The organism is Nocardia wallacei (assembly GCF_029868745.1).
GTDB classification, from domain to species: Bacteria; Actinomycetota; Actinomycetes; order Mycobacteriales; family Mycobacteriaceae; genus Nocardia; species Nocardia wallacei_B.
This window is the reverse complement of record NZ_JARWOP010000258.1, coordinates 16,738-29,627: the sequence shown is the minus strand read 5'-3', so window position 1 is coordinate 29,627 and position 12,890 is coordinate 16,738. Positions and strand designations below refer to the sequence as shown.

Annotated in this window: 11 protein-coding genes and 1 pseudogene; 4 read left to right on the top strand and 8 right to left on the bottom strand. The window is 67.2% G+C overall.

Features of this window, described 5'->3' with window-relative positions; all coding sequences use genetic code 11:
* Nucleotides 1–549: 549 nt before the first annotated feature.
* Together recX and QH470_RS38290 are read left to right on the top strand one after the other, a co-directional pair.
* Nucleotides 550–1,095, top strand: a pseudogene (gene recX, locus QH470_RS38295) (recombination regulator RecX); the annotation flags it as partial.
* Nucleotides 1,078–1,404: a RecX family transcriptional regulator gene (locus tag QH470_RS38290; RefSeq protein WP_280274508.1), complete on the top strand. Its 327-nt coding sequence runs from the start codon at nt 1,078–1,080 to the stop codon at nt 1,402–1,404. The pseudogene recX and the gene QH470_RS38290, both read left to right, overlap by 18 nt.
* Before the next feature lie 33 nt (nt 1,405–1,437).
* Here QH470_RS38290 and QH470_RS23405 read toward each other — a convergent pair whose 3' ends face one another.
* The 6 genes from QH470_RS23405 to QH470_RS23380 all read right to left on the bottom strand — a co-directional run bounded on the left by QH470_RS23405 (nt 1,438) and on the right by QH470_RS23380 (nt 8,389).
* Complete coding sequence (locus tag QH470_RS23405; RefSeq protein WP_280274505.1) at nt 1,438–3,468, bottom strand: hypothetical protein; 2,031 nt, start codon at nt 3,466–3,468, stop codon at nt 1,438–1,440.
* Nucleotides 3,469–3,504: 36 nt separating this feature from the next.
* Entirely contained in the window at nt 3,505–4,752 is a 1,248-nt protein-coding gene (locus QH470_RS23400) for an ATP-grasp domain-containing protein (RefSeq protein WP_280274504.1), read from the bottom strand.
* 368 nt (nt 4,753–5,120) lie between these two features.
* Complete coding sequence (locus QH470_RS23395; protein WP_280274503.1) at nt 5,121–6,014, bottom strand: amino acid ABC transporter permease; 894 nt, start codon at nt 6,012–6,014, stop codon at nt 5,121–5,123.
* Nucleotides 6,011–6,697 (bottom strand): amino acid ABC transporter permease, encoded by a 687-nt coding sequence (locus QH470_RS23390; RefSeq protein ID WP_280274502.1) that lies wholly within the window; start codon nt 6,695–6,697, stop codon nt 6,011–6,013. Before QH470_RS23390 ends, QH470_RS23395 begins: the two co-directional genes overlap by 4 nt.
* 85 nt (nt 6,698–6,782) lie before the next feature.
* On the bottom strand, nt 6,783–7,616 hold the full coding sequence (locus QH470_RS23385) for a glutamate ABC transporter substrate-binding protein (protein ID WP_280274501.1): 834 nt from the start codon (nt 7,614–7,616) through the stop codon (nt 6,783–6,785).
* Nucleotides 7,617–7,660: 44 nt separating this feature from the next.
* Nucleotides 7,661–8,389 carry an amino acid ABC transporter ATP-binding protein gene (locus QH470_RS23380; protein WP_280274507.1) on the bottom strand — a complete coding sequence of 243 codons (729 nt, stop codon included), beginning with the start codon at nt 8,387–8,389 and terminating at the stop codon, nt 7,661–7,663.
* Between the two features lie 266 nt (nt 8,390–8,655).
* On the opposite strand from QH470_RS23380, the gene miaB reads away from it, so the two are divergent.
* Nucleotides 8,656–10,182: a tRNA (N6-isopentenyl adenosine(37)-C2)-methylthiotransferase MiaB gene (gene miaB / locus QH470_RS23375; protein WP_280274500.1), complete on the top strand. Its 1,527-nt coding sequence runs from the start codon at nt 8,656–8,658 to the stop codon at nt 10,180–10,182.
* Nucleotides 10,183–10,356: 174 nt separating this feature from the next.
* A complete protein-coding gene (locus QH470_RS23370; protein WP_280274506.1) occupies nt 10,357–10,956 on the top strand; it encodes an Rv2732c family membrane protein in 600 nt (199 codons plus the stop codon).
* 9 nt (nt 10,957–10,965) lie between these two features.
* On the opposite strand, the gene QH470_RS23365 is transcribed toward QH470_RS23370, so the two are convergent.
* Entirely contained in the window at nt 10,966–11,373 is a 408-nt protein-coding gene (locus QH470_RS23365) for a nitroreductase/quinone reductase family protein (RefSeq protein ID WP_280274499.1), read from the bottom strand.
* Nucleotides 11,374–11,387: 14 nt separating this feature from the next.
* A complete protein-coding gene (locus QH470_RS23360; RefSeq protein ID WP_280274498.1) occupies nt 11,388–12,860 on the bottom strand; it encodes a DUF349 domain-containing protein in 1,473 nt (490 codons plus the stop codon).
* Nucleotides 12,861–12,890 lie beyond the last annotated feature (30 nt).

The following is a 12,890-nucleotide window of genomic DNA, read 5'->3' as shown; positions in this document are numbered from 1 at the left end:
CCCGTCGACTTCTAGCCGATGCCCGACCGGGAAGCGTCGGGGTCTCGGGAAGGCCAAGGCCCCGACGCGACTCGGCTCGATGCAGTGGAACGACTGCGCCGCCAGGCGGAGCAGTCGGAGCGCGGGGGAACGGGTGACCCAGTAGACGACTGGGCCGCGCCTGCTCCCGGCCGCCGTCCGAAACGACCGAAACGTGTGTCCCCGAGCGGTTCCGGCCCACAGGGGGTATGGCGTTCGGACACGGACCCATCAGCGAGACCCGTACGGGGAAGCGACTCGGCGGGCGAGGGTAGGAGCCCGGCGGGTGAGGGCGAGGTGGTGGCGCAAGCCAAGGCGGCGTGTCTGCGGCTGTTGATCGGTCGGCGAGGGGTTGACCGATCGGAGCTGACGCAGGCTCTGTCAGCCGAGGGGTATGCGGGCGATGTGATCCGGCAGGTGCTCGGCCAACTGGCCGAGACCGGTCTGCTCGACGGCTCCCACACCGTCCGTCCCGGCGGTACTCGCCGCGCCGTCCGGGAAGACTCCGAGTCCGCGGGAGCGGGCGACGATGTGGAGCAGTCCGACCAGGGACGCGAGACGCCGCGTGCGGCCGGGGAGCGCCGAGGTCGGCGGAGTCGTAGCGGTGACGAGCGCGGGGGCGGGAGCGAGGCGCAGGCCAAGGAGTTGTGTTTGCGGTTGTTGACCGACCGGGCGCGGAGCCGGGCCGAGTTGGCCGAGAAGTTGGCGGCCAAGGGTTTTGCGGTCGAGGTGGGTGAGCGGGTGCTGGATCGGCTTGCCGAGGTCGGGCTCATCGATGACGCCGCCTTTGCCGAGCAGTGGGTGCACTCCCGGCACACCTATGCGGGCAAGGGCAAGAAGGCCATCGCGCGAGAGCTGCATCGCAAGGGCGTGGACCCGGCCGACGCGGAACCGGCCCTCGCGGGCGTCACCGCGGAGGCCGAGATCGACCGTGCCACCGAACTCGTGCGCCGGAAACTCAACTCCTTGCCACCGGATCTGGACCGCGACAAGGCGATTCGCCGCTTGGTCGGCATGCTGGCCCGGCGCGGATACAACCAGTCCGCCGCCTACACGGTAGTGAAAGAGGAGCTGTCCACCGTCGATTTCGCGCCCACCCCGAAAACTTCGTCGCCCCGGATCGGCAGTACATCGCGACCATCGGCCGCCCCGTCCCCGGACGACGATCTCGGCGAGGCCCACGAATCCGAGGGCGACGAAACCGTAGACGAGCACGCGGCCGCCACCGAGCTGGTACGCCGCAAGCTGCGCACTCTCCCGCAGAACCTGGAGCGCGACAAGGCGATTCGCCGCTTGGTGGGCATGCTGGCTCGGCGCGGATACAACCAGTCGACGGCCTACACCGTGGTGAAGGCCGAGCTGTCGGCACTCGATTCGGCGGGCTGACCGGCGGCTACATCTCCCTGACCGATACCGATATCACTGCCGCAGTGCGCTGCTCGACGTAGTGCCCGCGCTGGCCATGGGACCCGGCGGCACCCGGTCCGCACCCCAGCTGCGATGCACGTAGCCGACCACACGGTCCAGTTCCTCGCGCCCCACCGCCGCCGACTCGCCCGGTTCCAGCGGATCGAAATGGAAGATGTAGAGCCGGGACGCGAATTGCTCGAATGGCAGCGACGCCTCGCCGAACCGTTCCCCGTGCCCGGCGGTCCCGACGACCACGCCGTCGCCCCAGTCCTGGCCGCTGTCATTGTTCGGGTTGTAGAAGTAGACCCGCATCGTGTCCTGCGGGTCGAGATTCACTCGCAGCACGGTGATCGCGTGCCAGCCGATGAAACGGGCCGCGCTGTCGGTGACGGCGACGCCGGCCGGCTGCGGGTGGATCAGCGGCTGATTGCCGTTGTAGAAGGGGTGATAGGCGGCGTAGAAGTGCCGGAGGAACTCCTCGAGATCGGTCAGATTGCCGGTCGCCACATCGACATTGATGCGGAATCCGCGCCCGGACCACCAGCCGTGGAACTCCGGATTGACCCAGCGGTGCGGGTCGCCGGGACGACCGACACAGCGCCGGCCCATCTCGGTGTAGATCCGGTCCAGATGCGGAACCACCAGCAGCGACACCGGATCCAGGTCGGACGGCAGCCCGGCGGCCAGGCCCGCGCCGCTCTCCCGCGACGAGATCGGCTGCCCCTCGAAATGCATGACGACCTCGTCGTCGCGCGCCGCCCAGGCGACGGTCTGCAGCAGGTAGTCCGGATCGTTGTACGCCCACATCGACAAGGCCCGCGCCGATTGACAGGTCGGGTTGTCGCCCTGCCCGACCCCCAGCGGCTGCCCCAGCAGGGACAGCACGCCCGACAGCAGCCACGCCCGCGGCTCGGGCGCGGGCCCGAACACCGCGGACAACCGCTGGCGTGCGTGCGGCGAGAGTTGCAGTCCCAGCTGCCGCCAGATCCCCGGAGCCACGGGCGGCTGATACAGAATGCCGCGCTCGAGCAGCAGCGCCAGCCCGTAGATGCACTGGGCCGTCTCGACGTGCACGACATCCTCGATGAGCTTGCGCACCAGCGCGTGATAGCAGAGCAGGCAATCGCGCCCGGTGTTCGACAACCCCATCGCCTCGGCGAGCAGGTACTCGCCCTTCCCGAGCAGAAAGCGCAGCAGCACCGCGTGATACGGCGAGACCAGCCCGGTGTCGTGCATCGATCGGGCGAAACCGGCCGCCTCGAACTGCAGCGTGCCGTCGTCCATCGTTTCCAGTCTGGCCCGATACACTTCCACGCCCGGATCCTCCCGGCAGGCGTCGGTGGTGCCGTAGAGGCTGCTGATCAACCGGTCGGCGCCGAGCCCGGTGGCGCCCAGATCGATGTCCGGATTGCTGCGGGCCACGGCGATCTGGGTGATCATCCGCTTCACCGCGTCGACCTGGATCGGGCGCTGCCGCAGAATCCGCCAGATCTCGTCCACCAGGTGTTCGAGCACCTTCTCGTACCCGACCTCCTCGACCAGGTAGCCGAGCAGACTCCGCGACACCTGCGCCATCCGCCCTTGCTGCGTCCGCTCGGCCTCCGTGGGCGGCGTCAGCAACAGCGTCAGGTTGGCCGCCAGCACCTGCGAAAGATGCTGCTGTGCCTGCTCGGCCGTGATCAGCGGATGCGCGTAGGCGCCCTTGGCCACGGCCAGCAGGCGCAGATCGCTCACCGTCTCCAGCACCACCGTGTCAGCGTTCGGGCTCCGCAGTGAACCGGTGCTCAACGCCGGAATCAGGATCTGCGGAGACGCCCAGTCCGTACCGAGGAACAGGCCGGAGTCCTCGATCTGTTCGGCGCGGTGCCGGATCTCGGCGCATCCGCCCGGGATGAGCAGCACTCGGCGCAGGGCGGCCAGCATCCGGGACAGTCTGGTCTGCTTGCCGAGATCGCTCGCGTCCGTGAGGGACTGCGTGGCGTCGTCCAGCTGAGCGAGCCGTCTGTCCAGGGTCGCACTGTCGCTGCTGGGTGAACTCAATTACAGGATCCTCCCGTGATCCGATGCTGCCGCGGATCAGATGTAGAAATCGAGTTCTTCCTGTCGCTTCAGCAGATCCCGCAGAGTGTACGGATCGTCACCGAAGAAGTACAGCAGCCCCCAATGGTTTCCGTACGCGGTGCGTTTGGTCACCTTGTCGGTCAGGGGAGCGGTGAGCTCGTGCGATTCGAAGTAATCGTGATCCTCGGTCTCCTCCGGCATGGACAAATGGCTGACCACGCGTCGACGTGGATACACGCCGAAACATCCGGCGTGGCCTCGTGCGTCCACCACTTCCTTGGGGAAGAACGCGTCTATCTCCGCCTCGGTCGTTTTCGGGTCGAAGGCCAGGACCAGCGCGTGGTAGGCGTTGAAACCGTAGGCCCGCTCCAGCAGTTCGAATACCTTGAAACCCGGTGGCCGGTAGGCGACTTCGCCGAAATACATCTCGCCGTCGCTGGTGACGAAGTACTCGGGATGGACGAATCCGAACTCGATGTCGAAGGTCTTGATCAGCTTCTCGACCTGCCGGGTGATCTCCGGCCGGTACTGTTCGAGCTCCGGTGTCGCGGGGACGAACACCGAATAGCCGAGCGTGACGTATTCGGAAATGTTGAGAAAACGGATGCGCCCCTTGTGGATCCAGGCCTCCACCGCGAATTCCCACCCATCCAGATGGGACTCCATCAGCAGCGGGAACTCGTCGTCGGGAATGGTGTCGATCTCGTCCGGGGTGCGAATGATCCGGTGCCCGAGGCAACCGGCCTTGTCGAAGGCCTTGATGTGGATCGGGTCGTTGGGATCGCCGTCCAGCTTCAGCAGGGTCTGGTTGACGCGCTTGAGGAAGCGGATGACGTCGTCGCGTTCGTGGGCCTCCTCGAAGATGCCCACGCGGATGCCGCCGAGCTGTGCCCGCCGCTTCATCAGCGACTTGTCGCGCAGCAGCATGGACTGGCCGAGCAGACGGGGGTTGTCGAGCAGCACGGAGTTGATCGCACCGGCCCACTCCACGGTCTCCTCGTAGATCGGTATGGCGACGTCCACCCCGCGTTCCTGCAGTGTCTCCGCGATCTCCACCGAACGATCGTTGAGCCGCTCGAAATTCCACGGGATGTAGGGGATATCGTGTGCGGCACAATATTCTTCGGCCCACTCCGGGGCCACCACGATATAGCGCCGGTCGAAGCGATCAATTGCCTCGACGGCGTTCAAACTCCAGCCCAACAGGGCCACATAACCTTTGTTCGGATCCTTGGTCTTCGACTGCTGTGTTGAAGTCGGCAAAACCTGTCCCCTCTCGACCTCGAGGCGTGGCGCGGTAACTCGATTTCTGATCGTTCGTCTCGCATCTCCTACTCGTGTGGCCGGCACATGGGCGCGCGCGATCGGATGCCGAGACGACCGGAAGTCGACAAGCAATCGACGGTTACGCCGACATGATTCGATGCGCCGGTACAGAACCCCGCTCGCCGTGGACATTCGGCCCGGATCTCCGTAGCGCCGTCATTGTCCGCGAATACCCGGTACGCCGCCGCTTCAAACAGCGCCACCGCCCTCGGCACGCCTCACGAACGGCCGAATCCCCTGCTGGAAGCCACATTTGGACACCCGCTACAGCATGCTGCCCACCGACCCACATCCGAGATTTGCGCTCAGCGCGATGTGGTCAGATCCATCCCGGGCGCGGCATCGGTGAGGATCGCCGAGGCCGGAACCACCGCGTGCCCCTTGCGCCGCGACCGCAGCCGCTTCTCCAGCCAGGTGGCGACCCTGGTCAGCGACCAGTTCAGCGCGACCATGATGACCGCGATGACGATCAACGACGGCACGGTGTTCTGCTCGGCCGCACCGAGCTGCTGGCCTTGTCGCACGATCTCCTGGTAGGTGATCTGATAGCCCAGCGCCGTGTCCTTCAACGCCACCACCATCTGCGACACGATGGCAGGCAGCATTGCCGTAATCGCCTGCGGCAGCAGGATGATTCGCATCATCTGCACCTTGCGCAGGCCCAGCGCGACGGCCGCTTCGGTCTGGCCCTTGGGCAGCGACCGGATGCCCGAGCGGACGATCTCGGCGATCACCGAGCCGTTGTAGACGGTCAGCGCGATCACCACCGAGGTCAGCGCGTACTGGCTGGAGTCGGTGAGGTCGTACTTCGAGATCACCGCATACAGGAAGATCATGAGAATCAGCACGGGAATGGCCCGGGCGAATTCGACGATCGTGCCCGCCACGATGCGTACGCTGCGGTGGTCCGACAATCGCAGCAGCCCGAAGATCATCCCGATCGCCAGCGCGAACACGATCGACAGCGCCGCGGCCACGATGGTCCCGCGCAAGCCGGGCAGGATGTAGGTCTCCCAGACCTCGCCGTCGATGAACGGCTTCCATTTCGCGGCGGTGAGCTGCCCCTTGTCGGAGAGCTTGGCGATCACGAGCCAGAGCAGCCCGGCGATCACGGCGGCGACCAGCACCGAGTAGACGGCGTACCGCACCCGGGCCTTGGGGCCGGGCGCGTCGAAGAGTACGGAGGCGCCTGAACTCATCGCTTCACCTCGAATTTTCTTGCCAGCCAGCCGAACAGGAGGCCGGTCGGCAGGGTCAGGATGACGAAGGCGAGGGCGAAGATCACGCCCACGACGATGACGTCGGCCTCGGTCTCGATCATCTCCGACATCAGTTTGGCGGCCTCGGCGACACCGATCGCGGCGGCGATGGTGGAGTTCTTGGTCAGCGCGATCAGCACGCTGCCCAGCGGCGCGATGACCGACCGGAACGCCTGCGGGAGAACGATATACCGCAGGTTCTGACCGAACGTCAGCCCCAGCGAACGGCCCGCCTCGGACTGGCCCAGCGGCACGGTGTTGATGCCCGAGCGCAGCGACTCGCACACGAAAGCCGCCGTGTAGACGGACAAACCGACTACGGCGAAGCGAAAGTTGTTGGTCGCCAGGAAGTTCAGGTTGTTACTGTCGCCGGCCAGCTGAACGCCGAGGGTGGTGTAGACGCCCAGCGAGCAGAAGACGAGGATGAGGGTCAGGGGCGTGTTGCGGAAGAGGGTCACGTAGGCGGTGCCGACCCAGCGCGCCACCGGCACCGGCGACACCCGCATCGCGGCCACGACGACACCGAGGACCACCGCCCCGACCGTCGACAACAGGGTCAGCTTGATGGTCATCCAGAAGGCGTCGAGCAGCTGGTCTTGGTATCGGGAGATCAAGTCGAACACGGCGGACGTGTCCCTCCGATCGTCATGGGTGAAACTGGCTGGGCGAGAGGCGATCCCGATCCGAGACCGCCCCTCACGCGAAGGATCAGTACCGGTCGACCTGCGGCGGGGCCGAGGGCTGGAACCCGGTGCTGCCGAAGTTCTTGTCCAGCGAGGCCTTCCAGGCGCCGTCGTTGATCATCGCCTCGACGGCGTCGTTGATCTTGGCGCGCGACTCGGTGTCGCCCTTCTTCACGCCGATGCCGTACTTCTCGGTCGTGAACGGCTTACCGGCCAGCTTCAACTGGCCCGGGTTCTGCGCGGCGAAGCCGGCCAGAATGATGTCGTCGGTGGTCAGCGCGTCCACCGCGCCGGCCTTCAGCGCCTCGACACACAGCGAATAGGTGTCGTACTCCTGCAGCTGTACGTCGTTGGCGTAATTCTTCTGAATGTTCTGCGCCGGAGTGGAACCGCGCACCGAGCACAGCTTCTTTCCGCCGTTCAACGACTCCGGACCGGTAATGGAGGTGTTGTCCGAGCGAATGAGCAGGCCCTGACCGGCGAGGTAGTACGGCCCGGCGAAGTCGACCTTCTCCTTGCGCTGGTCGGTGATCGAGTACGTGCCGACCACGAAATCGACCTGCCGGTTCTGGATCAACGTCTCGCGTTGCGCGGAGGGCGCCTCCTTGAACGTGATCTTGTCCTCCGCCACGCCCAGCTTTCCGGCGACATACTTGGCGACATCGATATCGAAGCCGGAGAACGAGCCGTCCTTGTTGCGCAGGCTCAGGCCGGGCTGGTCGAACTTGACGCCGATGGTCAGTTTGCCGTCGGCGGCGTTCTCGGTCGCGGTTTTGGAACCGCCTCCGCCACAGCCTGTTACGGCGACCGCCACGGCGAGGGCGCCTATTCCGATTTGCAATGCACGGGTGATCCTCATCGATTTCCTTTTCTCTCGTGCAGTGACTAGGTTCCGGTCACCGGTCAGTGACTCAAGATCTTGCCGAGAAAATCCTTGGCGCGATCGGAACGCGGTGCGGTGAAGAACGCCTCCGGTTCGGCGTCCTCCATGATCAGACCGTCAGCCATGAACAACACCCGGTCGCCGGCACGGCGGGCGAAGCCCATCTCGTGGGTGACCACCAGCATGGTCATCCCTTCTTTGGCCAAGGACACCATTACTTCGAGCACCTCGTTGACCATCTCCGGATCCAGCGCGGAGGTGGGCTCGTCGAACAGCATTACCTTGGGGTTCATCGCCAGCGCGCGAGCGATCGCGACGCGCTGCTGCTGCCCGCCGGACAGCTGGGCCGGATATTTCTCCGCCTGATCGGCGATGCCTACCCGCTCCAGCAGTTCCATCGCCTTCCGGCGGGCCTGCTTCTTGTCGATGCGGCGCACCTTGATCGGCGCGAGCATCACGTTCTCGAGAATCGTCTTGTGCGCGAACAGATTGAACGACTGGAACACCATGCCGACATCGGCGCGCAGCTTGGCCAGTGCCCGGCCCTCGGCGGGCAGTTCCACGCCGTCGACGGCGATGGTGCCGGAATCGATGGGTTCGAGGCGGTTGATGGTGCGGCACAGCGTCGACTTCCCGGAACCCGACGGGCCCAGCACGATCACGACCTGCCCCTTGGGCACTTCGAGGTTGATGTCCTGCAGCACGTGCAGAGCGCCGAAATGCTTTTGCACGTCACGCATCGAGATCATCGGTGGCGCGTCGGCGTCGGCGGGAGTCGGCTCGGTGGCAGTGCCGGGTGTTGCATCGGCAGCGTCGGTCATGAAAACAGACCCTAGAGCGAAGGCGCTGGAAATGCGCAGTATTCGGGCATGCGTCGCGCTGTTGCCTCCTGCCTTTAACCCGAGCTTGACATTGGTGACCGGTATCACGCCCGCTCAGCGGCGGGTGGACGGGCCGGTCCCGAATTTCCGCGAGCCGATACCCTGGACGGGTGAATTCGTCTACGCAGGTTGGAGTGCGTTCTGCCGTCGGCGCCGAGCAGCAGCGGACCTACGAGGTCCGCACGCACGGCTGTCAGATGAATGTGCACGACTCCGAACGCCTGTCGGGCCTGCTCGAGGACGCCGGATACGTCCGGGCCACGCCCGGCGCGACCGCGGACCTCGTCGTGTTCAACACCTGCGCGGTGCGCGAGAACGCCGACAACAAGCTCTACGGCACGCTGGGACATCTGGCCCCGGTCAAGGCCGAGCGGCCGGGGATGCAGATCGCCGTCGGCGGCTGCCTGGCGCAGAAGGACCGCGACACCGTGGTGCGCAAGGCGCCGTGGGTCGACGTGGTGTTCGGCACCCACAACATCGGCTCGCTGCCGGTGCTGCTGGAACGCGCCCGGCACAACGAACAGGCCCAGGTCGAGATCCTCGAATCGCTGGAGGCGTTCCCCTCGACCCTGCCCGCCAAGCGGGAGTCCGCCTATGCCGGGTGGGTGTCGATCTCGGTGGGCTGCAACAACACCTGCACCTTCTGCATCGTGCCGGCGCTGCGCGGCAAGGAGGTCGACCGCCGTCCCGGTGATGTGCTGGCCGAGGTGCAGGCGCTGGTCGAGCAGGGCGTGCTGGAGGTGACGCTGCTGGGCCAGAACGTGAACTCCTACGGAATCAACTTCGCCGACCCCGACGAGCACCGTGACCGCGGCGCGTTCGCGAAACTGTTGCGTTCCTGCGGGACCATCGACGGGCTGGAGCGGGTCCGCTTCACCTCGCCGCATCCGGCGGAATTCACCGACGACGTCATCGAGGCCATGGCGCAGACGCCGAACGTGTGCCCGCAGCTGCATATGCCCCTGCAGTCGGGGTCCGATCGCGTGCTGAAGGCCATGCGGCGGTCCTACCGCAAGGCGCGGTATCTCGGAATCATCGAGAAGGTGCGTGCCGCCATGCCGCACGCGGCCATCACCACCGACATCATCGTCGGCTTCCCGGGCGAGACCGAGGAGGATTTCCAGGAGACCCTGGACGTGGTGCGGCAGGCCCGGTTCACCAGCGCCTTCACCTTCCAGTACTCGATCCGGCCCGGCACGCCCGCCGCGACCATGGCCGACCAGGTGCCGAAGGCCGTGGTGCAGGAGCGCTACGACCGGCTCGTCGCGTTGCAGGAGCAGGTGTCGCTGGAGGCGAATCAAGCGTTGCTCGGCACCGAGGTCGAACTGCTGGTCGCCGAGGGCGCGGGCAAGAAGAACGCCGCCACCGCGCGCATGAGCGGGCGTGCCCGCGACGGGCGGCTGGTGCATTTCCGCCCGCCCGCCGACAACACCATCCGGCCGGGCGACATCGTCACCGTCGACATCACCGGGGCGGCCCCGCACCACCTGATCGCCGACGGCCCGGTCCACAGCCACCGCCGCACCCGCGCCGGTGATGCTCACGAACGCGGCATCACGCCCAAGACCGAGCCCATCGGTGTCGGCCTGGGCATCCCGCGCATCGGTGCGCCCGAGCCGGTCGCCGCGAGCACGGGGTGCGACACGGGCTGCGGGGTCTGACCGATGGCCGATCGCGGCGAGGACGAAGCGAAGGACGACGGCGATCGTTCGCGATCTTCCGGTGATGCTCGGCCGGACGGAGATACGACGGCCGGTAGTATCTCCTCCGATGCCGGTTCCGGTCCTGCGCGTGACGCGGCGGAGCGGCGAACCTCCGAGCCGAACGAGGAGCAGATGAATCCGGCCGAGTCCAAGGTGTTCGAGGAATTCCGCGACGATCTGGAAGCGGTCGAGCGCAAGATCGCGGGGGAGATCGATCCGGGGGCGCGCGCCATGGTGGTGGCGGTGTCGGTCTTCGTGCTGCTGCTGTCGCTGGTGCTGCCGCACGCCGGCAGCGCGCGCGGGCTCGACGTGATCCTCTACGACGCCACCGCCGAGGCCGAGCACATCGGCCTGCCGTCGCGGGTGTTCGAGTGGTTCGTGGTGGTCTTCGGGATCTGCTTCTCGTCGCTGGCGCTGGTGACGCGGCGGTGGGTGCTGGCCTGGATCGCGGTGGCCGGGTCGGCCGTCGGCAGTGTGTTCGGCGTGCTGTCGATCTGGCACCGGCAGACCCCCGGGCTGGGCAACTACGAGGGCGCCGGGCCGGGCATCGGCCTGATCCTGGCGCTGCTCGCGATCGTCGTGCTGACCTTCCACTGGGTGAAGGTGGTGTGGAGCCGCACCGCCCTGCACCTGGAGGCCGAGGAGAAGCGCCGCCAGGCCGCCGCGGAGCGAGAGAAGCGCGAGCGCACCTGGCTGATCGGCAACGAGGAAGACCACAAGAACGACGAATAACCTGTGCCGCTACAGGCCGGGATCCAACATGACCACCGGGATCGTGCGCCCCGCCTGCTTCTCGTGATCGGCGAAGAAAGGATACAGCCTTTTGATGTCGGCCCACACGCGGTCGTAGTCCTCGCCGCGCAGCGGTTCGGCTGTGGCCGAATAGGTTTCGTCGCCGAGTTCCACCGTCACGGCCGGGTTCGTGGCCAGGTTCAGGTACCACTCCGGGTGCTGGGGCGCGCCTTGGTTGGAGGCGATCACCAGCACCCGGTCGTCGTCGCGGTGGAACATCATCGGCGTCGTGTGCGACGCGCCCGAGCGGCGGCCGGTCGTGGTGAGCAGCAGCAACCGATCACGGTGCATGCCCTCGATCTCGGCGCCCGCGCGGTACTGCGCGATCACCCGCTTGTTGATCTCCCGCACGTCCATCCGGCCCGACCTCCTCAGCGCTGGCTGACCGCGCCCTCGGCCGCCTCCGCCCATTCTCGCCACTGCTTAGCTTGTTCGAGGGCCTTCTCCTCATCGCGGGCACGCCCGGCCGCGCGCGCCTTGGCCGCCTGCTCCTCGAACTGCGCCACCCGCTCGCGGAACTGCGCGGCCCGGGCGACCGCCTCGGGGTCGGTGCGCCGCCACTGCTGGTCGACCGCGTCGCGTACCCGCCGCTCGATCGCGCGCAGCTTGCCCTCCAGGTCCTGCATGCGCTCGCGCGGGACCTTGCCGATCGCGTCCCACCTCTCCTGCAGTTCGCGCAGCGCCGCGCGGGCGTTGTCGAGGGCCGCCGACCCGGCGTCGAGATGGGCGGGAATCCGGTCCTCGTAGGTGCGCAGCAGTTCTTCCTTGGCGGCCGCGTTGTCCTCGAACTCCGCGTCGCGTTCGGAGGCCGCGGCGTTGCGGGCGGCGAAGAAGACGTCCTGCGCGCTCTTGAACCGCCGCCACAGCTGCTCGTCGGCCTCACGGGGGGCGCGGCCCGCGGATTTCCATTCGTTCAGCAGCTCGCGGAACACCGCGGCGGTACCGGCCCAGTCGGTGGAGTCGGACAACTCCTCGGCCCGCACGCACAGATCCTCCTTGCGTGTCTTGGCCGCCGCGCGTTCCCGGTCCAGTTCGGCGAAGTGCGCGCCGCGCCGGCGGTTGAAGGCCTCGCGAGCCTTGGAGAACCGCCGCCACAGCGCGTCGTCGACCTTGCGGTCCACGCCGCGGATCGTCTTCCACTCGTCGAGGATCTCGCGCAGCCGGTCACCGGCGGCCTTCCACTGGGTGGAGTCGGTGGCGATCTGCTCGGCCTCCGCGCACAGCGCCTCCTTGCGCTCGGTCTGCTCGTGGCGGGTGCGTTCCTTTTCCTCCTTGGCGTGCGCTGCCGCCTCGTCGGAGTGCTCGATGATCGCCTGCAGACGCCGGGCCAGCCCGTCGACATCGCCGATGACCGACGCGGTCGGCAACGTTTCGGCAAGCGCGAGGGCGGCCGCCTTCGTCTTGCGAGCGTCGGTGCCAGCCGCCAGCCGCGCCTCCAGCAGCGCGACCTCGGTGGCGAGATCGTCGAACCGGCGACCGAAGTGGGCCAGGCCCTCGGCCGCGTCGCCGGCCTGCCAGGAACCCACGACGCGCTCGCCGTCGGCGGTCCGCACCCAGGCGGTGCCGTCCTCGTCGACCCGGCCCCACCTGCTGGGATCGCTCACCGTCGGCACCACGACAGGATGCGGGTGCTCCTGCGCGGGGCCCGGGGCGGGTTTGATCGCATGCGGCTTGGGGGACTCCGGTTTCCGTGATCCGGGCTTCGGCACGCCGGGTCGCCGCGGTGTGGCGGCGGGCTTGGCCGCGTCGGCGGGCGTGGGCCGCTTCGCGACGGAGTCGCTGGACCGCTGCGCCGTGCCGGTGTCCGGATGGGTAGCCTTCTCGGTTCCGCTGTTCTCGGTCATCGCTCCTCGTCCCTGCCGCGCGTCACGGCT

What these genes read in the sequence shown, in the direction of transcription:
- QH470_RS23370 (WP_280274506.1), top strand. Translation starts at nt 10,357, where the DNA reads ATGAATCCGGCCGAGTCCAAGGTGTTCGAGGAATTCCGCGACGATCTG.
- QH470_RS23365 (WP_280274499.1), bottom strand. Translation starts at nt 11,373, where the DNA reads ATGGACGTGCGGGAGATCAACAAGCGGGTGATCGCGCAGTACCGCGCG.
- QH470_RS23360 (WP_280274498.1), bottom strand. Translation starts at nt 12,860, where the DNA reads ATGACCGAGAACAGCGGAACCGAGAAGGCTACCCATCCGGACACCGGC.
- QH470_RS23380 (WP_280274507.1), bottom strand. Translation starts at nt 8,389, where the DNA reads ATGATCTCGATGCGTGACGTGCAAAAGCATTTCGGCGCTCTGCACGTG.
- QH470_RS23385 (WP_280274501.1), bottom strand. Translation starts at nt 7,616, where the DNA reads ATGAGGATCACCCGTGCATTGCAAATCGGAATAGGCGCCCTCGCCGTG.
- QH470_RS23395 (WP_280274503.1), bottom strand. Translation starts at nt 6,014, where the DNA reads ATGAGTTCAGGCGCCTCCGTACTCTTCGACGCGCCCGGCCCCAAGGCC.